Origin of the sequence: Georgenia sp. SUBG003 (assembly GCF_000715355.2) — a bacterium.
GTDB lineage: Bacteria > Actinomycetota > Actinomycetes > Actinomycetales > Actinomycetaceae > Georgenia.
Window position 1 is genome coordinate 1,475,932 of sequence record NZ_CP180204.1, and the last position, 19,569, is coordinate 1,495,500.

General features: G+C 73.8%; 18 protein-coding genes and 4 pseudogenes. 11 read left to right on the top strand and 11 right to left on the bottom strand.

Annotated features, from left to right (window positions below; genetic code table 11):
• Positions 1-6 precede the first annotated feature (6 nt).
• Positions 7-1,008 (top strand): proline racemase family protein, encoded by a 1,002-nt coding sequence (locus DA06_RS07275; protein WP_043498667.1) that lies wholly within the window; start codon positions 7-9, stop codon positions 1,006-1,008.
• Positions 1,009-1,051: 43 nt separating this feature from the next.
• The gene (locus DA06_RS07280) at positions 1,052-2,152 is read left to right on the top strand and encodes an NAD(P)/FAD-dependent oxidoreductase (RefSeq protein ID WP_418607275.1); all 1,101 of its coding nucleotides are present in this window, start codon (positions 1,052-1,054) and stop codon (positions 2,150-2,152) included.
• Between the two features lie 96 nt (positions 2,153-2,248).
• On the opposite strand, the gene eno is transcribed toward DA06_RS07280, so the two are convergent.
• The 4 genes from eno to DA06_RS07300 all read right to left on the bottom strand — a co-directional run bounded on the left by eno (position 2,249) and on the right by DA06_RS07300 (position 4,806).
• Positions 2,249-3,532, bottom strand: a complete 1,284-nt coding sequence (gene eno, locus DA06_RS07285; protein WP_043498684.1) for a phosphopyruvate hydratase — start codon at positions 3,530-3,532, stop codon at positions 2,249-2,251.
• A 148-nt stretch (positions 3,533-3,680) separates the two neighbouring features.
• The gene (locus DA06_RS07290) at positions 3,681-4,163 is read right to left on the bottom strand and encodes a hypothetical protein (RefSeq protein WP_043498686.1); all 483 of its coding nucleotides are present in this window, start codon (positions 4,161-4,163) and stop codon (positions 3,681-3,683) included.
• 210 nt (positions 4,164-4,373) lie between these two features.
• Positions 4,374-4,526, bottom strand: a complete 153-nt coding sequence (locus tag DA06_RS07295) for a hypothetical protein (protein WP_418607276.1) — start codon at positions 4,524-4,526, stop codon at positions 4,374-4,376.
• Positions 4,513-4,806 (bottom strand): hypothetical protein, encoded by a 294-nt coding sequence (locus DA06_RS07300; RefSeq protein ID WP_418607277.1) that lies wholly within the window; start codon positions 4,804-4,806, stop codon positions 4,513-4,515. The genes DA06_RS07295 and DA06_RS07300 overlap by 14 nt, the downstream gene beginning before the upstream one ends.
• A 381-nt stretch (positions 4,807-5,187) precedes the next feature.
• Between DA06_RS07300 and DA06_RS07305 the strand changes: the two genes are divergently transcribed.
• A complete protein-coding gene (locus tag DA06_RS07305) occupies positions 5,188-5,436 on the top strand; it encodes a WhiB family transcriptional regulator (protein ID WP_043498690.1) in 249 nt (82 codons plus the stop codon).
• A 131-nt stretch (positions 5,437-5,567) separates the two neighbouring features.
• Here DA06_RS07305 and DA06_RS07310 read toward each other — a convergent pair whose 3' ends face one another.
• On the bottom strand, positions 5,568-7,034 hold the full coding sequence (locus DA06_RS07310) for a sensor histidine kinase (protein ID WP_043498694.1): 1,467 nt from the start codon (positions 7,032-7,034) through the stop codon (positions 5,568-5,570).
• 126 nt (positions 7,035-7,160) lie between these two features.
• Between DA06_RS07310 and DA06_RS07315 the strand changes: the two genes are divergently transcribed.
• Entirely contained in the window at positions 7,161-7,541 is a 381-nt protein-coding gene (locus DA06_RS07315; protein WP_052436475.1) for a DUF2505 domain-containing protein, read from the top strand.
• Positions 7,542-7,826: 285 nt separating this feature from the next.
• Here DA06_RS07315 and DA06_RS07320 read toward each other — a convergent pair whose 3' ends face one another.
• Complete coding sequence (locus tag DA06_RS07320; protein ID WP_418607278.1) at positions 7,827-8,117, bottom strand: hypothetical protein; 291 nt, start codon at positions 8,115-8,117, stop codon at positions 7,827-7,829.
• A 133-nt stretch (positions 8,118-8,250) separates the two neighbouring features.
• Positions 8,251-9,180, bottom strand: a pseudogene (locus DA06_RS07325) (glucose-6-phosphate dehydrogenase); the annotation flags it as partial.
• A 213-nt stretch (positions 9,181-9,393) separates the two neighbouring features.
• On the opposite strand from DA06_RS07325, the gene DA06_RS07330 reads away from it, so the two are divergent.
• The 5 genes and pseudogenes from DA06_RS07330 to DA06_RS07350 all read left to right on the top strand — a co-directional run bounded on the left by DA06_RS07330 (position 9,394) and on the right by DA06_RS07350 (position 14,848).
• Complete coding sequence (locus DA06_RS07330) at positions 9,394-9,861, top strand: OsmC family protein (RefSeq protein WP_052436476.1); 468 nt, start codon at positions 9,394-9,396, stop codon at positions 9,859-9,861.
• Positions 9,858-10,601: a hypothetical protein gene (locus DA06_RS07335; RefSeq protein WP_052436477.1), complete on the top strand. Its 744-nt coding sequence runs from the start codon at positions 9,858-9,860 to the stop codon at positions 10,599-10,601. The genes DA06_RS07330 and DA06_RS07335 overlap by 4 nt, the downstream gene beginning before the upstream one ends.
• A complete protein-coding gene (locus DA06_RS07340) occupies positions 10,598-11,383 on the top strand; it encodes an aldo/keto reductase (protein WP_052436478.1) in 786 nt (261 codons plus the stop codon). The genes DA06_RS07335 and DA06_RS07340 overlap by 4 nt, the downstream gene beginning before the upstream one ends.
• A gap of 5 nt (positions 11,384-11,388) precedes the next feature.
• Positions 11,389-13,380 (top strand): annotated as a pseudogene (locus DA06_RS07345) (FAD-binding and (Fe-S)-binding domain-containing protein); the annotation flags it as partial.
• Between the two features lie 214 nt (positions 13,381-13,594).
• The gene (locus tag DA06_RS07350; RefSeq protein WP_052436479.1) at positions 13,595-14,848 is read left to right on the top strand and encodes a hypothetical protein; all 1,254 of its coding nucleotides are present in this window, start codon (positions 13,595-13,597) and stop codon (positions 14,846-14,848) included.
• Positions 14,849-14,884: 36 nt separating this feature from the next.
• On the opposite strand, the gene DA06_RS07355 is transcribed toward DA06_RS07350, so the two are convergent.
• The 3 genes and pseudogenes from DA06_RS07355 to metX form a co-directional block, all read right to left on the bottom strand.
• The gene (locus DA06_RS07355) at positions 14,885-15,175 is read right to left on the bottom strand and encodes a hypothetical protein (protein WP_418607279.1); all 291 of its coding nucleotides are present in this window, start codon (positions 15,173-15,175) and stop codon (positions 14,885-14,887) included.
• Between the two features lie 82 nt (positions 15,176-15,257).
• Positions 15,258-16,010, bottom strand: coding sequence for an alpha/beta hydrolase (locus tag DA06_RS07360; protein ID WP_418607280.1), 753 nt, complete (start codon positions 16,008-16,010; stop codon positions 15,258-15,260).
• A 50-nt stretch (positions 16,011-16,060) separates the two neighbouring features.
• Positions 16,061-17,216 (bottom strand): annotated as a pseudogene (gene metX / locus DA06_RS07365) (homoserine O-acetyltransferase MetX).
• A 40-nt stretch (positions 17,217-17,256) separates the two neighbouring features.
• Here metX and DA06_RS07370 point away from each other — a divergent pair.
• Together DA06_RS07370 and DA06_RS07375 are read left to right on the top strand one after the other, a co-directional pair.
• Positions 17,257-18,363, top strand: a complete 1,107-nt coding sequence (locus DA06_RS07370; protein WP_418607282.1) for a class I adenylate-forming enzyme family protein — start codon at positions 17,257-17,259, stop codon at positions 18,361-18,363.
• Positions 18,360-19,343, top strand: coding sequence for an ABC transporter permease (locus DA06_RS07375; RefSeq protein ID WP_418607283.1), 984 nt, complete (start codon positions 18,360-18,362; stop codon positions 19,341-19,343). Before DA06_RS07370 ends, DA06_RS07375 begins: the two co-directional genes overlap by 4 nt.
• Here DA06_RS07375 and DA06_RS07380 read toward each other — a convergent pair.
• Positions 19,331-19,555, bottom strand: a pseudogene (locus tag DA06_RS07380) (DegV family protein); the annotation flags it as partial. The gene DA06_RS07375 and the pseudogene DA06_RS07380 overlap by 13 nt on opposite strands.
• Between the last annotated feature and the right edge of the window lie 14 nt (positions 19,556-19,569).

The window sequence follows — 19,569 nt, forward strand, 5'->3', positions numbered from 1 at the left end:
GCAACCATGCGCACGAGCAGGGTCTTCCACGCCGTCGACTCCCACACCGAGGGCATGCCCACCCGGGTGATCACCGGCGGCGTCGGGGTGGTCCCGGGCCGGACGATGGCCGAGCGGCGCGTCTGGTTCGCCGAGAACGCGGACGACGTCCGGACCCTCCTCATGTACGAGCCGCGCGGGCACAGCGCGATGAGCGGCGCCATCCTCCAGCCGCCGACCCGGCCGGACGCCGACTACGGCGTCCTCTACATCGAGGTCTCCGGGCTGCTGCCGATGTGCGGGCACGGCACGATCGGCGTCGCCACCGTGCTCGTGGAGACCGGCATGGTGACGGTCACCGAGCCCGTCACCACCGTCCGGCTCGACACCCCCGCCGGTCTGGTGATCGCCGACGTCCAGGTCGAGGACGGCGCGGCCAGGGCGGTCACCATCCGCAACGTCCCGTCCTTCGCCCACACGCTGGACGCGCAGGTCGAGGTGCCCGGGCTGGGGCCCGTGACGTACGACCTGGCCTTCGGCGGCAACTTCTACGCGATCGTCGACCTGGAGGAGCTCGGACTGCCGTTCGAGCGGTCCGCGAAGGACCTCCTGCTGCGGGCGGGCCTGGACATCATGGACGCCATCAACGCCGAGGCCGAGCCCGTCCACCCCGAGCGGGGTGACATCCGCGGCTGCCACCACGTCTACCTCAAGGCGCCCGGCTCGACCGCCCGCCACTCGCGCCACGCCATGGCGATCCATCCCGGCTGGTTCGACCGCTCCCCCTGCGGCACGGGCACCAGCGCCCGCATGGCCCAGCTGCACGCCCGGGGCGAGCTGCCCATCGGCGAGGACTTCGTGAACGAGTCGTACATCGGCACCCGGTTCGTCGGGCGGCTCGTCGAGGCGACGGAGGTCGGCGGGCACCCCGCCGTCGTCCCGGCGATCACGGGGCGGGCCTGGGTCACCGGCACGGCGCAGTACTTCCTCGACCCCACCGACCCGTTCCCCGCCGGTTTCCTCCTGTGACCGGCGGACGACGGCGGAGCCCGGCGGCCCGCGGGGGATCCCGGTGACGCGGCACCCCGACCTCGTCGTCGTCGGCGCCGGCATCGTCGGCGCCGCGACCGCCTTCCTCGCCGCCCGGGCGGGCCTGAGCGTCACGGTGCTCGACCGGGGCGCGCCCGGCGGCGGCACGTCCTCCCACGGCGAGGGCAACGTGCTCGTCTCGGACAAGGAGGCCGGCCCCGAGCTCGACCTCGCCCTTTACTCCAACGAGGTCTGGCGCACGGAGCTCGGCGAGTTCGGCGGCCTGTGGGAGCTCGAGCCCAAGGGCGGCGTCGTCGTCGCCTCGACCGGCGCGAGCCTCGACGCGCTGCTGCGCCTGGCGGAGCACCAGCGCTCCGCCGGTATCGTGGCGGAGCCCGTCGACGCGGCCGGCCTGACGGACCTCGAGCCGCACCTGGCGCCGGACCTGGCGGGCGGCGTGCTGTACCCGCAGGACGCGCAGCTCATGCCCATGCTCGCCGTCGCCCACCTGCTGCGGCTGGCCCGCGAGCTCGGCGTACGGGTGCTGCCGCGCACGCCGGTCACCGGGTTCCTGCGCGACGGCGACCGCGTGACCGGGGTGCGCACCTCCTCCGGGGACCTTCCCGCGGGTGCCGTGCTCAACGCGGCGGGCCCCTGGGCCGCCGACGTCGCCGCGCTCGCCGGCGTGCACCTGCCCGTGGCGCCGCGCCGCGGCTTCGTGCTGGTGACCGAGCCGCTGCCGCCCACCGTGCGGCACAAGGTCTACGCCGCCGAGTACGTCAGCGACGTCGCGAGCGGCGACGCGGCGCTGCAGTCCTCCCCCCGTCGTCGAAGGCACCCCGGGCGGCACGGTGCTCATCGGCTCCACCCGCGAGCGCGTCGGCTTCGACCGCACCGTCTCCGTCCCCGCCCTCGCGCGCATGGCCGCCGCGGCGGTGCGCCCTCTTCCCCCGTCCTCGCCGGCGTCACCGCGATGCGGCACTACCACGGGTTCCCGCTCCCTACTGCCCGGACCACCTGCCCGTCATCGGCCCGGACCCGCGGGCGCCGCGCGCGGGGCGCGGCGGGTCGGCGGCTGCTCATGGGCTCCATCGTCTCGCACCGGGACGGCGAACGCCGGGAGCCACGGCGCGTGAGTCGTTGACGAGCTCACGCACGGCGGCTCCCGGCGTCGGGCGCAGACCGGACCGGCACGATCCGGTCTGCACGGCCGGACGGGCGTGGGGGCCCGTCCGTGCCGTCAGGCGCGGACGGCGCGGGGGAACGCGCTGCGGCCGGCGTAGACCGCCGCGTCGTCGAGCTCCTCCTCGATGCGCAGGAGCTGGTTGTACTTGTTGATGCGCTCGCCGCGGGCGGGCGCACCGGTCTTGATCTGGCCGGCGTTCACGGCGACGGAGAGGTCGGCGATGGTGGTGTCCTCGGTCTCGCCGGAGCGGTGGGAGACCATCGCGGTGAAGCCGTTGCGCTGGGCGAGGGTGACGGCGTCGAGCGTCTCGGTCAGCGAGCCGATCTGGTTGAGCTTGACGAGCAGGGAGTTCGCCGCGCGCAGCTCGATGCCCTTGGCCAGGCGCTCGGGGTTGGTGACGAACAGGTCGTCGCCGACGATCTGCACGCGGGAGCCGACCTCGGAGACCAGCTGGGCCCAGCTGTCCCACTCGTCCTCGCTCAGCGGGTCCTCGATGGAGACCAGCGGGTAGTCGGCCACCAGCTTCTCGTAGTAGGCGACCATCTCGGCGGGCGAGGTGGCCCTGCCCTCGAACTGGTAGGCGCCGTCGGAGAAGAACTCGGTGGAGGCGACGTCCAGCGCCAGGGCGATGTCCTCGCCCGGCTTGTAGCCGGCCTTCTCGATGGCCTCGAGGATGAGGTCGAGCGCCGCCCGGTTGGACTCGAGGTTCGGGGCGAACCCGCCCTCGTCACCCAGGCCGGTGGCCAGGCCGCGGGACTTCAGCACGGACTTCAGGGAGTGGTAGGTCTCCGCGCCCCAGCGCAGCGCCTCCTTGAAGGTGGGCGCGCCGACGGGGGCGACCATGAACTCCTGGATGTCGACGTTGGAGTCCGCGTGCGAGCCGCCGTTGAGGATGTTCATCATCGGCACGGGCAGCAGGTAGGCGTTCGGGCCGCCGACGTAGCGGAACAGCGGCAGGCCGGCCGACTCGGCGGCGGCCTTGGCGACGGCGAGGGAGACGCCCAGGATGGCGTTCGCGCCGAGCTTGCCCTTGTTGGCGGAGCCGTCGAGGTCGATGAGGGTCTGGTCGATGATGCGCTGCTCGGTCGCGTCGATGCCGAGCACCTCGGGGGCGATCGTGTCGATCACGGCGTCGACGGCGTTCTGCACGCCCTTGCCCAGGTAGCGGGAGCTGTCGCCGTCGCGGCGCTCGACCGCCTCGAACGCGCCGGTGGACGCGCCGGACGGGACGGCGGCGCGGGCGATGGTGCCGTCCTCCAGGGCGACCTCGACCTCCACGGTGGGGTTGCCGCGCGAGTCAAGGATCTCGCGGGCGCCAACGGCCTCGATGCTGGCCACAGGTGACTCCTTCAGTCGGTGGGTGTTGCGGGTTCGTGAACCTCGTCAACCGTAGTACGGGGCAATCCCGGCAGCGAGGGACCATCCGCCCGCCGGGGCGTCCGGCGGGTGTGACCGTCACCACGCGGAGCGCGCGGCCGGCACGCCGTCAGCCCGCGGGGGTGGCGGCCTGCTCGTCCTGCTGGATCCACTCCCTCGCGGTGGGCACGATCACACCTTCCTCGTTGGCCTGGCCGTAGCGCGGGTTGACGGTCAGCTCGGCCTCCTGCACGGCGGTGCCGAGCTCGGTGAGGATGGCCTGCGCGTCCTGGGAGGAGGAGATCTCGTTGTACTGCAGCAGGAAGCGCCCCAGGTCGAGGAACGCCGGCGACTCGACGTCGGGCCGCTCCCCGGCGCCGGAGAGGGACGCCTGCTCGAGGAAGAACTTCTCGACCTCGGCGTCGGAGTAGGCGTACCCCGCCTCGGAGGCGATCGCGCGAGCAGCTCGGCCTGCACCAGCGTGTTGAGGACGACCACGGGCGTCGTCTCCTGGCCGGTGAGCGCGATGAACTCCGCGGTCGCGTCGTCGACGTCGTTCTCGCTGATCGCGGTGCCGTTGACCGTGGCGGCGGTGCCGGGCTGGGCAGCGCATCCGGCGAGGACGAGCCCGGCCGCGGCGAGCGCGACGGCGGTGCGGACCAGGTGCGTGGGGCGCGTGGTGGCCACCGGTGAACCTCCGTGTCTCCCGGCTCTGGGTACGGTCCGGGCTTGCTGCTGAACCGCCCCACATCGTAGGGGCAGCCCGGCCGGGACACGGTGCACCCGTCCGGAACACCCCGCGCCCCGCCCGGGACACCTGCGGTCAGGTTCGTGCGCGCAGCGCCTCCGCGAGCGCGTCGACGCTGAGGCCGACACCGTGCAGGCCCAGCCGGCGGGCCAGCTCGACGACCGCCAGCGGGCGGACGGCCCGCGTGGGCCGGCGAACGAGCGCTCCCTGGACCTCAGACGACGGCACCGGGCGCGCGGGTGCCGGAGGCGTAGTCGCGCGAGCTGGGCCAGAGCACGCCGACGACCGACGCGACGGCGACCAGGACGGCGACGACGACGAGCGCCGTCGGGACGCCGGTGAGGGTGAGCACGCTCAGCCCCTGAAGGACCTGCCACGTGATCACCGGACCACGGCCCCAGCGCTGCCCCCGCCACAGCGCCCGCACCGAGCCGCCGAGCATCGCCGCGAACCCGACGAAGAAGACGGCGAGCGCGAGCACCGGCACGAGAGCTGGCACCTCTCCCATTACCACATCGACGACGAAGAAGACAGCCATACCGACGAGCACGACTGCCTCCGCGAGGACCAACAGTCCCGCGGCGCGCAGCGGCGGCGGGACGGCGTGGCCGGCGCGCGCGCCGGAACTGGGTCCGGAAACTGGTTCTTTCGTCACAATTCCGAGGGTACGCAAACCCGAGGAGGGCGGGACGAGCAGGCACCCGGACAGCGCAGAGGGGCTCGTCACACTGTGACGAAAGGCACGCACTTTACCGGCCAGAAATTTTCCGGAAACCTCTTGTCGTCGGTGGCACCGCGTGTCAGGGTTGTCGAAGCAGTTTTCCCGTCGCGTCGGACCGCTGCCCCCTCCGCAGACTCATGGTCCGACGCATGCGTTAAGGAGACCCGAATGGATTGGCGTCACCGCGCCGCCTGCCTCACCGAGGACCCCGAGCTGTTCTTCCCCATCGGAAACACCGGCCCGGCCCTCGTGCAGATCGAGGAGGCCAAGGCCGTGTGCCAGAAGTGCACCGTCGTCGACACGTGCCTCAAGTGGGCGCTGGAGTCCGGGCAGGACTCAGGGGTCTGGGGCGGTCTCAGCGAGGACGAGCGCCGCTCGCTGAAGCGGCGCACCGCGCGCGCACGTCGCGCGGGCTGACCTCGACGCACAGCCAGAACTGACACGACGCCGCCGGGAGACCGGCGGCGTCGTCGTCTCTGCGGGACCGCTCCGCGGACCCGGTCACTCCGCCTCCACGGTCACGCTCCTGCCGTCCCCACCCGCTGCCGCTACCGCTTGCGGCCCGACGTCCCGTCCAGCCCGGGCGTGCCGATCCGCGCGCGGAGGTCGACCACCGTGCCGCCCTCCGGACGGCGCCGCCAGTCGATCGACCCGCGAAGCTCGCCGGTCACGAGGGTCTCGACGATCTGGGTGCCCAGTCCGGCCAGCACACGGCCCTCCTCGATGCCGAGACCGTCGTCGCACACCCGCACGTCGAGGTCGGAACCCGCGCGCGCGGCGGTGACGGAGACGGTTCCCGACCGACCGGAGAGTCCGTGCTCCACGGCGTTGGAGACGAGCTCGGTGAGCACGACGGCGAGCGAGGTGGCGGCCTCGGCACCGACCGCCCCGAACGTCCCCTCGACGACGGTGCGCACCGAGGAGTCCGGCGAGGCGACGTCGGCGGCCAGGCGCAGGAGCCGCCCGAACACCTCGTCGAAGTCCACGACCTCGTCGATGTTCTGCGAGAGCGTCTCGTGCACCAGCGCGATCGTGGAGACGCGCCGCTCGGCCTCGTCCAGCGCCTCCTTCGTCTCCGGGTTGGCGCTGCGCCGGGACTGCAGGCGCAGGAGCGCGGAGACGGTCTGGAGGTTGTTCTTGACCCGGTGATGGATCTCCCGGATGGTGGCGTCCTTGGTCATGAGCTCTCGCTCGCGGCGACGCACCTCGGAGACGTCCCGGCACAGCAGCAGCGCCCCTCGCCGCTCGCCGTTGTCGGTGAGCGGGACCGCCCGGAGCGAGAGGGTGACGCCGCGGGCCTCGATCTCGGTGCGCCAGGCGGCGCGCCCCATGACGACGACGGCCATCGTCTCCTCGACCGCCGTGTGGTCCTCGATGAGCTCGGTGACGACCTCGGCCAGCACCTGCCCCTTGAGCTCGCCGATCACACCGAGGCGGTGGAAGTTGCTCAGCGCGTTCGGGCTGGCGTACACGACCCGGCCCTCGGGGTCGAGCCGCAGCAGCCCGTCACCCACCCGGGGCGCGCCGCGGCGGGCGCTCGTCGGCGAGCCTTCCTGCGGGAACTCCCCGCGGCTGATCATCCCGCACAGGACGTCCGCGATCTCGATGTAGGACACGTCCAGCCGGGAGGGCACCCGTGAGGTCGGCAGTGCCACCTCCCGGGTGAGGACGCCCACGACCCGGTCCTCGTGGACGACCGGGAGCACCACCTCGCGCATCGCGTCGGAGCCGCGGCCGTGCGGGTCGGCGCGCACGTGGATGCCGCGGTCGAGCACCGTCTGCCCCATGAGGTCGCGCCGCACCGGCGACGGTCGCTGACCCACGATGTCCTCGTAGTGGACCGTGGCGGCGGTGGACGGCCGGCAGTGGGCCGCGACGATGAAGTCGTCGTCCTGCGTGGGCAGCCAGAGCACGAGGTCGGCGAACGCGAGGTCGGCGATCACCTGCCAGTCGCCGACGAGCTGGTGGAGCCACTCGGCGTCGCGCTCCTCGACCTGTCCGGACTGCACGATCATGTTGGCGAGCGTGGTGGGCACGCCTTCAGAGTAGGGCCTGCCGCCCGGACGGCGAGCCGGCCGGCCGATACGCTGACGCACCGGCACCCGGTCAGACGTGGTGCATACACCGGAAGGAGCTCCCCCGTGCGCTTCGCCGCAACCACCGCATACCCCGCCGACGTCGAGACCGTGGCGGCGATGCTGGCGAGCCGGGACTTCGTCGAGCGGAAGCTGGCCGCAGCGGGAGCACTGGGCACGACGTGCGAGGTGGTCCGCGACGGGGCGGCCTTCACCGTGACGACCCGGGCGGAGATGCCCACCACGGCGGTGCCGACGGCGCTCCGTTCGCTGACGGGCGACGCGCTCGAGGTCCGGCTGGTCGAGGCGTGGCAGGCTCCCGCCGACGACGGGAGCCGGACGTCGACGATGTCGGTCGACATCCCGGGAGTGCCGGTGCGGATCGCCGGCACCCAGCGGCTCGCGCCGAGGCTGGCCGGCTGCGAGCTGACCTACGACGCGAGGTGACCGCCTCCGTCCCGCTGTTCGGCGAGCCCATCGAGCGGGCGGCTGTCGCCACCGTCGACGAGGTCGTCGCCGCCGAGCGCCGTCTCGGGCTCGAGGAGCTCGCCGCCCGGCACTGACCGGCAGGTCTGCGGTGCGTGGGGTTCGAAGGCGCCTGGCTCGCCGTTGAGCCAGGTGCGCCCCCCACCGTACCGGACGCGTGACGTGCGCCACGTCGCCCGCGCCGTGCTCGCCTTGCCGCGCGGTCCGCGCTCGCCGTGCCCGCGCGGGCCGACCCTGGCCGAGCCGCTACTCCCCCAGCATCCAGCGGTGCGGCAGGGCGAGCCTGCGAGCCTCCCGCGGCCCCCACGACCCCGGCTCGTACGCGACGGGGTCGGGCCGTTCGGGCCCTTGGAGCGGGGCGAACGCCGTGAACGCGGCCCGCAGCCCCTCCGCCGTCGTGAACAGCGAGCGGTCCCCGACGAGGGCATCGTGGATGAGCGAGGCGTAGGGCGAGATCGGCTCTCCGCCGGGCACGTCGTCCAGCTCGAGCACCGCCTTGCCGGAGGAGTAGGTCAGGTCGGGCCCGGGCGTCTTCACGGTGATGCCGAGCTGGATCTCGCCGTCGCCGCTGAAGCAGATCTCGATGGTGTTCGGCGTGTCGAGCTCGCGGGCGAGCGGCCCGAACGGGGGGCTTGAGGACGAGCGTGATCCGCTGGGTCTTGCGCGCCATCCGCTTGCCGGTCCGCAGCAGGAACGGCACACCGCGCCAGCGCTCGGTGTCCACCCACAGACGCACGGCGGCGTAGGTGTCCTGCCTGGAGTCGGGCGACGCACCGTCGATGTCCCGGTAGCCCTCGAACTGCCCGAGCACCACGTCCTCGGCCGGGTCGAGCGGGCGGAAGGAGCGCAGCACCGTCTCCCGGGCGTCGAGCACGGACGCGGGGTCGCGCAGGTCGGCAGGCGGTTCCATGGCCACCTGGCCGGCGACCTGGAACAGGTGGGTCACGATCATGTCGAGCGCGGCACCGGTGGCCTCGTAGAAGCCGATGCGGTTGGCGACGTCGAGGTCCTCCGGCACGTCGATCTGGACCTGCTCGACGCTCGCGCGGGACCACTCCGAACCGAAGAGCTGGTTGGCGAAACGCAGGACGTAGATGGTCTGCACGCCCTCCTTGCCGAGGAAGTGGTCGATCCGGAACACCTGTTCCTCCCGCAGGACCTCCTTCACCGCGGCGTCCAGGTCCTCGAACGACTCGAGCGACGTGCCGTAAGGCTTCTCGAAGACGACCCGTGCGCCGTCGGCCAGCCCGTGCGCTCCGAGCCCCCGGGCGATGGGCTTGAAGGCGACGGGCGGGACCGCCAGGAAGTGCAGGACCAGCGGCTCGCTGCCGCTCTCGTCCGTCAGCTCGCCGCGCACCTCGTCCAGCACGCGGGGCAGGACGCCCGGGTCGTCGACGCCGAACTCGCCGGCGGCGTAGCGGATCCGGGGGCGCACAGCCTCCCAGTCGGCGGGCCTGCCGACGTCGCTGTCGTCCAGCGCCCTCTCGACCCGGTCACGGAAGGACTCCTCGTCGAGATCCTCGGCGGCACAGCCGATCAGGCGCCAGTGGTCGGGCATGAGGCCGCGCGCGTGCACCTCGTGGACCGCCGGCAGCACCATGCGCCCGGCCAGGTCCCCCGTGGCGCCGAAGAGGACGATGACGACGGAGTCCGGCAGCGTCTGGGAGCCGGTGGGAGTGGTCACGGGGACAACGTACGCGGGACGCCGTGACGCGTCGCGGCAGGTGAGGGAGACGCGTCGCGGCGGGCGAGGGCAGTGAGGGAGACGCGTCGCGGCGGGCGACGGGCCCCGCAGCGTGCCACGATCGTCCCCATGAGTGACGTCGAGCTGGATACCGCGGCATCCCCGGACACGACGGAGGAACCACCCACCCGGGCGCTGTGGGCGGAGCGCACCGGGACCCGCGCCTACACCGGTCGGAACGCGCGTGGGGCGCAGGTGCTGGTCGGCGACGGGGAGGGCGAGTTCACCCCGGGCGAGCTGCTCCAGCTGGCACTGGCCACCTGCAGCAGCCTGTCGGCCGACCACCGTCTCGCCCACGCGCTCGGCACCGACTTCGCCGCGCTGGTCGGGGTGGCGAACGAGAAGAACCAGGAGGAGAACCGGTACGAGACCCTGACCGTCGAGATCGTCACCGACCTCTCCGCCCTGGACGAGAGAACACGGACGAAGACGCTCGAGCGGGCCGAGCTCGCCATCGAACGGCAGTGCACCGTCGGCCGCACCCTCGACGCCGGTGCTCCCCACACGATCATCTTCACGGACGAGGTAGCCGGATGAACGCCCTTCGCGGACGACGCCACGAGACCGACCTTCGCACCCCGACCGTCGCGACCGCGGCCCGGACCGCCGACGAGCAGGAGGAGAGCGCCCACCACGGTCTGGTCGAGCGCCTCGTCGACCTGGGCGTGCGGCGCGCCTCCGGCGCGGACGAGCTCGTGCACGAGCTCCGGCGGGAGGACCCGGACCTCACGCCGGCCGCGCTGATCCAGCGCCTCGAGAAGCGGTACCTCCGCCGAGCCTCGTGGCTCGGCGCCGCCGTGGGGTCCGTCGCCACCGTCCCGGGGGTCGGGACCGTCAGTGCCCTCGGGCTCACCACGGTCCAGACCGTCGCCTTCCTCTCCACCTCCGCCAGGTACGTGATGGCGGTGGCGTCGGTCCACGGCGTCGCCCCCGAGGACGTCGAACGACGGCGCACCCTTCTCCTGGCGGCGCTCCTCGGCGAGGAGGGGGCGGAGGCCATCTCCGGCCAGCTCGGGCTCGGCACGCTCTACTGGGCGAAGGCCGCGTTCACCAAGCTGCCCGTCGGCACGGTGAAGGCGGTGAACAAGGCACTGACCCGGCGCCTGGTGAAGTACGGCGCCGCCCGGGGCGGGGCGCTGGCGCTGGGGCGCCTGGCGCCCTTCGGCCTCGGCGTCGTCATCGGGTACGCCGGCACGAGGAAGATCGCGAAGAACGTGGTGGAGGGAACGACGGACGCCTTCGGACCGGCCCCGGCGACCTTCGGAGGGACGTCGTGACCGCCGTGCCCACGGTGGCGATCGCCACGCGCGACGGGTCCGCCTCGATCCCGCTGCTCGGGCTCGGAACCTGGCAGGCCGGTGGTGAGGAGGTGTACCGGGCTGTGCGCACGGCGCTGGATCTCGGCTACCGGCACGTCGACACCGCCACGATGTACGGGAACGAGGCCGAGATCGGCCGCGCGCTGGCGGACTCCGGGGTGCGGGACGAGGTGTTCGTGACCACCAAGTGCCCGCCGGACAGGGTCGGCCGCGAGGACGAGACGCTCGAGCAGTCGTTGCATCTGCTGGGCCTCGACCGGGTCGACCTCTGGCTCGTTCACTGGCCGCCGCACGGCGAGGACGGGAGCCTGCGCATGTGGGAGCGGTTCGTGGCCGCCCAGGAGCGCGGGCGTGCCGTGTCGATCGGCGTCTCGAACTACTCGGCCGACCTGATCGACGAGCTCACGAGCGCCACCGGGGTCACGCCGGCGGTCGACCAGATCCCGTGGAGCCCCTCCGACCACGATCCCACCCTCGTGGCCGAGCTGGGCGAGCGCGGCGTCGTCCTCGAGGGCTACAGCGCCTTCAAGCGCACGGACATGCACGATCCCGCGCTCACCAGGGTCGCGGAGTCGCACGGGTGCACGCCGCAGCAGGTGGTCCTCGCCTGGCACCTCCAGCGTGGCTTCGTGGTCATCCCCAAGTCGGTCCACCGCGACCGCCTCGAGGCGAACCTCGCCGCCGTCGGCCTGCAGCTGACCGACGACGAGCTGGACACCATCGACGCGCTCGGCAGCTGATCCGGGCGGACGCCTGCCGGCGCCCTCGACCCGCCGCAGCGGACGCGGTCGGGCCGGCCGATCCTCGGCCTGCGGCGGCCGACCTGGGCGCGGTCGACGCGCTCTGGCGGATCCGGGCCGACGGCGCCGGACTCGGCGGCCGCACACCCGCGGGTGACCCCGCGTGGCCGGGCTGGGAGGACGCCGCCGTCCCGCCGGACCGGCTGGGGGACTACCTGCGCGACTACACCGCCCTGATGGCGGAGCGCGGCGTCGACGGCCTCCTGTACGGCCACTTCGGCGACGGGTGCGTGCACGTGCGCCTGGACCTGCCGCTGGAGACCCCCGCCGGCATCGGCCCGTCCCGGGAGTTCCTCGAGGCCAGCGCCGACCTGGTGACCCGCTACGGCGGGTCGCTGTCCGGCGAGCACGGCGACGGGCGGGCCCGCTCGGAGCTGCTCGACCGCATGTACACCCCGGACGTCCTGGAGCTGTTCGGCCAGGTCAAGGCGCTCTTCGACCCCGCCGGCCACCTCAACCCCGGCGTCCTGGTGGATCCGGCCCCGCTCGACGCGGACCTGCGGCGGCCCTACGCCAGGCCGACCCCGGCCGCGAAGGGGTTCGCGTTCCTCGAGGACGGTGGCGACATCGCCACCGCGGTGCACCGGTGCACCGGCGTGGGCAAGTGCCGGGCCGACAACTCCGCCGCCGGCGGCTTCATGTGCCCGAGCTACCAGGCCACCCGGGACGAGAAGGACGTCACCCGGGGGCGCGCCCGCGTGCTGCAGGAGCTGACCAACGGCTCCCTCGTCACGTCCTGGGACTCCCCGGCGGTGCGCGACTCTCTCGACCTCTGCCTGTCCTGCAAGGCGTGCTCGGCCGACTGCCCCACCGGGGTGGACATGGCGCGGTACAAGTCCGAGGTTCTCCACCGGGCCTACGACGGCAAGGTCCGGCCGGTCAACCACTACCTCCTCGGCCAGCTGCCCCGCTGGACCGGGCTCGTCACCAAGGTCCCGGCGCTGGCGAGGCTGAGCAACGCCGTGCTGAGGTTCCGGCCGCTGAGCAGGCTGGTCCTGCGCGCCGGCGGCATGGACCCGCGCCGGCAGATGGTCACCTTCGCCGAGGAGCGCTTCTCGAGCTGGTGGCGCAAGCGCGACGGCGGCGCCACAGACTCCTCGCGAGCGCGGCCCGACGCCGCGACCGCTGGCGGCGCACCGGGTGCGTTCGGCGCGTCGAGCAGCGGTCGCGCAGCTGTCATGCCCGGCGAGGATCCGAGCGGGCCGGGCAACGGTCAGCGTCGTGTGGTGCTGTGGGCCGACTCCTTCTCCGAGACCCTCGAGGGCGACGGCGCCCGCGCCGCCGTGACACTGCTGGAGCAGGCCGGCTACACCGTGATGGTGCCGGCGGAGAACGCCTGCTGCGGGCTCACCTGGATCTCCACCGGCCAGCTCGACGGCGCGAAGAAGCGGCTGACCCACCTGCTCTCCGTCCTCGCGCCCTACGCCGCCAACGGCGTCCCGGTGGTGGGGATCGAGCCGTCCTGCACCGCGGTGCTGCGCTCGGACCTGGTCGACCTCCTGCCCGACGACCCCCGGTCGCGGATGCTGGCCGACGGCACCTACACCCTCGCCGAGCTGCTCACCGCCCCCGACCCGGTGGGTCCTGGGCCGGACTGGGTGCCGCCGTCTCTCGAGGGCGTCGAGATCGTCGCCCAGCCCCACTGCCACCACCACTCCGTCATGGGGTGGGAGGCCGACGCCGCCCTGCTTGCCCGGACAGGGGCCACCGTCAAGCGCCTCGCCGGCTGCTGCGGGCTCGCCGGCAACTTCGGCATGGAGACGGGCCACTACGACACGTCGGTCGCCGTCGCCGAGAACGCCCTGCTGCCCGCCCTGCGCGAGGCGCGGCCGGACACCGTCTACCTTGCCGACGGCTTCTCCTGCCGCACGCAGGCCGACCAGCTCGCCGGCCGACACGGCGTCCACCTCGCCCAGCTCCTGACCGGCCAGCGCTAGGGACGACGGCGGAACGGCGCGCCGTCGTGCGCCGTGGTGCCGTGGTGCCCGTCGTGCCGTCGTGATCCCCCGTCATCGCGCCCATCGCGAGCCCGGCGGGTCCGCACCACATGTGACGGAGGACCCCGCACCGGCCACCGGAACGGAGACGCCGTCGTGCGAAGATAGGGACGGAACCCATCCCACCCACGAGTCAGTCAGGTCGACGTCGTATATGCCGTTCTTCGAGTTCGACGACGGGCGCCTCGTGCCAGCCCAGTTCGGTCACCCCGTCCCGGAGGACATCGAGCCCGACATCCTGGAAGCGGTGCGTGACCAGGTGCTCGAGGTCGTGCAGCGACCCCTCTTCCCGGTCAGCTGGCACGGCGACGGGCGCCGCCCGGGCACGTACCGCCCCGCCGGTGCGCCCGCCCCGCGGCTGACGGCGCTCGACGCCACCGGCCAGGTAGTGACCGTCGAGGTCACCGAGGAGCTCGACTCCGCAGCCCTCGTGGACGCGCTGTCGCGGTCCGCGCGGAACGCAGGTCTCGGCTGGTCGCAGCTCGCCGACCTCTACCCGAGGGGTGTCGCGGCGTTCCGTCGCGACTGGAACGCGTTCCGCGAGCTGCTCCCGCCCAAGCCGGCCGCGGGACCGCGGCTCGTGATCGTCGCCGGCACGGTGCTGGACGAGGTGCGTCCCGCGCTGCAGGTCCTCGCCGAGTCGGGCGTCGTCGTCCACGAGCTGGCGCTGCGGCAGATGTCCAACGGCCGGCGCTTCCTCGAGGTCAACGAGCTGCGGCCGGGCCAGGTCGATGTCGGTCGCGTGCTGGCCGCCGGGGTCCGGCCCAACGAGCTGACGGCGGAGTCCTCGACGTGGAGGGCGGCGACGCCGGTCTCGTCGGTGAGGCCTGCCTCCCCGGTGAGCCCTGCCTCCCCGGTGAGCACTGTCTCCCCGGTGAGTGCCGTCTCGCCGTCGTCCTCGGTGTCGCCGGCCTCGCCGGGGACCGCCGCCTCGCCGTCGTCCTCGTCACCGGCCTCACCGAAGACCCCCGCCTCGCCGTCGTCCTCGGGCTCGCCCGGGACGCCTGCGTCGCCGTCCTCAGCGTCGACGACGGCCTCGCCGTCGTCCGCCGTCTCACCGGCCAGCCCGGACGCCGCGCCCTCCGACGGTGCGGCGCTCGCCGACATCGCCGCCAGCCTCGACGGCGAGACGCCGCTCGTGTGGGCCCAGCTGCGGCGCGGCATCCGGCATGACGCGGTCCTGACGGCCGACGGCGAGATCCGCATTTCCGGGGGCGGCACCTTCGCCGACCCCGACCTCGCGGCCCGCGCCGTCTCCGGGCGTGACGACGTCGACGGCTGGCGGGTCTGGCGCTTCGGCGAGAGCGGCCCGTCGCTCTTCGACGCCCGGGCCGAGCTCAGCGCCCACGTCCGCCGGCCCTGGGAGCGCCGCAACGCCGACCGCGCGAGGCGGGCCGTCCTGCGCTGACCGGGCCGGCGGCGTGAGATCGCCCCGGCTCCGTCCTCAGCGGTGCACGTAGGCCCGCGACCACCGGCGCAGCTCGGCGTAGACCCGCTCACGCACGTCCTGCGCCGACAGCGTCACGTCGTGGATGGCACCCTCGAACTGCGCGACCGTCACCAGCGGCCCCAGCTGGAGGGCACGGCGGCGGATCTGCTCGACGTCGAGAACGGTGTCCGCCTCCCGCATCTGCGGCGACCAGCGCGGGGTGATGAGCGTGCGCCCGGACGTCAGCACCAGCACCGGGCACGAGATCTCCAGGCCGCCCGCCACCTGCTGGTGCCCGGCCAGCACCGCGGCAAGCCAGCCGGCGCGGATGGGAGCTCCGACGACGCGCCACCGCGGGTCCGGTGCCCAGCCGGTGAAGAACGGGTCGTCAGCGCCGCCGTCCGGCAGCGGGCCGTCGTCGTCGGTCCACCCGCTCAGGGTGCGCTGGTAGAACCCCAGGTCCGACGTCGGCAGGGCGGCCCTGGGCTGCAGCTTGGCGAGCGCCCGACGATCGGCTGGGCGACCCCGCGCAGGATCGCCGACCCCTGCAGCTCCAGCCACGGCGAGTTGAGCACCAGCGCCCGCAGGCACCCGGGTGGCGGTGGGCCCACAGGGCGGCGGTGAGCCCACCGGTGGAGTGGCCCATGAGCACCAGGTCGGTGCCCACGCCGAGCTCCGCCCGGACCACCTTCAGGGCGGCGTGGATGTCCTCGTCGTAGACCGTGAGCGACTCCATGAAGCCACGCGTCTGGTGCGCCCGCAGAGACCGGCCGTACTTGCGCAGGTCCAGTGCGTAGAAGGCGCCCCCGTCGGCCGACCAGCGGCGGGCGAGCTCGCGCTGGTAGAAGTAGTCGTTCCAGCCGTGCAGGTACAGCACGGCGAACGCGGGCGACGACGGCGTGCCGGGCAGCGCTCCCGGGTCGTCGGCCGGGACGTGGCGAACCAGGGTCGCGGCCACCTCGCCCTCGTCGTCGTCGTGCAGCGGCAGCGTCCTGGCCTGGAACCCGGCCCCGAGCACGTCCGTCGCCCACCGGTCGGCCGGGGGTGGCGGCGGGAGCTCGACGGCCTCCTCCGGCAGGACGGCGTTCGGCTCCGTCGGGTCGGCGGGCGGCTCCTCCACCTTGCTGTTCCTGCGCGCCATGGGCCCATCATGCCGTCCGCCGGGACGGTACCGCAGGCGCTGCGAGCGCGTCAGCGCGCGGGGCGCCCCACCGGGGCGACGGCCCGCAGGAAGCGGCCGAGCAGGGCCGCCACCTGGTCGTGCTCGATGAGGAACCCGTCGTGCCCGTACGGCGAGCGCACGTACGCGACCGGACCTGCCGTCGGGACGGCGGCGGCGATGCGCTCGGACTCCGCGGGGAAGAAGAGCCGGTCCGAGTCGACGGCGACGACGAGCGTCTCCGCGCGCACCTGCGCCAGGGCGGCCTCGACCCCGCCGCGGTCGCGTCCGACGTCGTGCGTCATCATCGCCCGGGTCAGGGTGAGGTAGCTGTTGGCGTCGAAGCGTTCGGCGAGCTTGGCGGCGTGGTGGTCGAGGTAGGACTGCACCGCGAACCGGCCGCCGGAGAGCGGTTCCTCCCCGCCCTGGGGGATCCGGCCGAAGCGCTGGTCCAGCTCCACGGGCGTGCGGTAGGTGGTGTGGGCGATCTGCCGGGCGAGGCCCAGGCCGGCGTGCGGGCCGTGACCGGGTGCGGCGTCGTAGTAGTCGCCACCGCGCCAGGCCGGGTCGAGCTCGATGGCCGCGACCTGCGCGTGGGACCAGGCGATCTGCTCGGCGCTGGTCTGAGCGCACGAGGCGACGACGGCGATCGCGCCCACCCGCTCGGGCGCGCTCACGGCCCACTCGAGCACGCGGTGGCCGCCCATCGAGGCCCCGACGACGAGCGCCCAGCGCTCGACGCCGAGCAGCTCCGTCAGCTCGAGCTCGGCCGCCACCTGGTCGCGGACCGTCAGAGTGGGGAAGCGCGAGCCCCACGGCGTCCCGTCGGGGGGCGGGGGAGGCGGGGCCCGTGGAGCCCTGGCACCCGCCGAGGACGTTCGGGGCGACGACGAAGTAGCGGTCTGTGTCGATCGCGCGGCCGGGGCCGACCACCTGGTGCCACCAGCCGGGGTCGCCCTCGTCGGCGCCCTGGCCCGTGACGTGCGAGGTGCCGGTCAGGGCGTGCAGGACGAGGACGGCGTTGTCGCCGGCCTCGTTGAGCTCGCCCCAGGTCTCGTAGGCGAGCCGTACGTGCGGCAGCCGGCCGCCCGCCTCCAGGGGCAGGGACCCGAGGTCGGCGAACTGGCGCCCGTCCGGCTCGTCGCTCTCGGACCACGCGCCGCTGGCCGGCAGGGTCGCCGGGTCGATGGTCCGGCGGGCGCGGCGGGAGTCGTGGCGGGCGGGGGGCGTGACCCGGCCCGGAGGTCGCCCGGCCGCGCGGCACCCCCGCGCGCTCGGCGACGCCGCGATGATCCTGTACACCTCCGGCTCCACCGGGCACCCCAAGGGTGTCGTCCTGTCGCAGCGCAGCCACCTGTGGGTGATCTCGGTGGCGCTGGAGCGCGGGGTCGACCCGGCCGCGCGCTTCGTCGTCGCCGCGCCGCTGTACCACATGAACGCCCTCTCGAACGTGCAGACCGCGCTCGCCGGCGGCGCCACGGTGATCCTGCTCGACCGGTTCGAGCCGCGGGCGTTCCTCACGGCCGTCGCGGCCGAGCGCGGCACGCGGGTGACCGGCGTGCCCCCCATGTTCGCCATGATGCTCGCCGAGACCGACCTGACCGCCACCCTCGACCTCGGCTCGGTGAACGACATCTTCGTCGGCTCCGCGCCCGCCGGGGACGCCCTGCTGGAGAGCGTCGAGCAGCTGTTTCCCAACGCGGTGCTGCACTTCGGGTACGGCACCACCGAGTCCGGGCCGATCGCGTTCGGCGACCATCCCGACGGTCTGCCCACGCCGCGCGGCTCCGTCGGCGCGGCGTCGCCGGCCGTGGAGCTGCGCCTCGTCGACGACGCCGGCCGGGCCCAGGAGCGGCGCGGCGTGCTGGAGATCCGCTGCCCGGCGCTGCTCACGGAGTACTACCGCCGCCCGGACCTGCCCTCGCCGGTCACGGCGGACGGGTACTACCACACCCGCGACGTGTTTGAGGTGGACGAGCACGGCTTCTACTTCTTCGCCGGCCGGGAGGACGACATGTTCTCCTCCGGCGGGGAGAACGTCTACCCGCGGGCCGTGGAGCAGGTGCTCGAGGCCTACCCGGGCGTCCTGCACGCGGCCGTGGTGCCCGTGCCCGACGACGTCAAGGGCGCCAAGCCGGTCGCCTTCGTGGTGCCGGTCCCCGGGCAGGAGGTCACCGAGACGGAGCTGCGGCAGCACGTGCTGACCCAGCTCGAGCCGTACGCCCACCCCCGCCGGGTGTTCTTCCTCGACGAGCTGCCGCTCGCGGCGACCAACAAGGTGGACCGGCACGGCCTGGAGGAGCGGGCCGCCCAGCTGCTGGGGAGCGCCGGATGAGCGCGGTGACGGAGACCGACGGCGCACGGGCGGCCGTCGCGACCCGGCGCCGGGGCCGCCCTGCCGACAGGTTCTCCGGCCCCTGGCTGCCGCTCGCCGTCGTCCTCGGCGTGCTCGTGCTCTGGCAGGTCCTCGCCGTCACCGGGGTGCTGCCGCCCGAGGACTTCCCGCCGCCCACCGAGGTGGCGTCCGCCCTCGGGCAGCTGCTGACCACCCCCGCCCTGTGGAGGGACGTGGCCAGCACCCTCGCCGGGTGGGCCGCGTCGCTCGCGATCGCCGTCGTGCTCGGCACCGCCGTGGGGGTGGTGCTGGGCCGCGTCCCCGCCGTGCAGGCGCTGTTCACCCCCGTGATCGAGTTCCTCCGGCCCATCCCCTCGATCGCCCTGATCCCGCTGGTCATCCTCACCATCGGCGGCGGCAAGCCGGGCGAGATCTTCCTCGCCACCTACGCCGCGGTGTGGCAGATGCTCGTGGCGGCGATCTACGCCGTCGGGTCCGTCGACCCGGTGGCCGCGGAGACCGCCCGCGCCTTCAGCTTCTCCCGGCGCGACACCCTGCGCTGGCTCACCCTGCCGTCGATGCTGCCCGGCCTGGTCACCGGGGTGCGGATCGCCTCGGCGACGTCCCTGATCATCGTCATCACCTCGGAGATCCTCATCGGGGTGCCCGGCCTCGGGGCCGGCCTCAACCTCGCCCGCAACGCCGCCGCCGTGGACCGCATGTACGCGTACATCGTGGTCATCGGGCTGGTCGGTTACGGGCTCAACGCCGCCATCCGCGCCGCGGAGCGCCGCGCGATCAGCTGGCACCCGTCCGTTCCCTGTCCCGCCGCCAGGTCCGCGAGTCGAGACGTGCACGCGATCCCCTCGGGCGCGGCGCCTCCGCCGCCCGTCGCGCGCCGGCCACCGGTGCCGGAGAGCTCGGCGGAGAGGTGGATGGCGACGACGTCCCGCCGCCCGCCGTCGGACGCCGCGCGGTAGGTGCGCACCAGCTCGCCCGGCGACGGCTGGGAGGTGGTCGCGGTGGTCCCGTCAGCCATCTGCGCGGCCAGCGCCGAGGAGCCGACCGAGTCGTCGAGACGGTCCTCGCCGTCGACGACGACGTGCAACGGGACCACCGTGACGCCGAGACCGGCGGCGACGTCCGGGGGCAGGCTGGCCGTCGAGTCCGTGACCACCGCGACCCCCGTCATGGCGCCCACCCTAG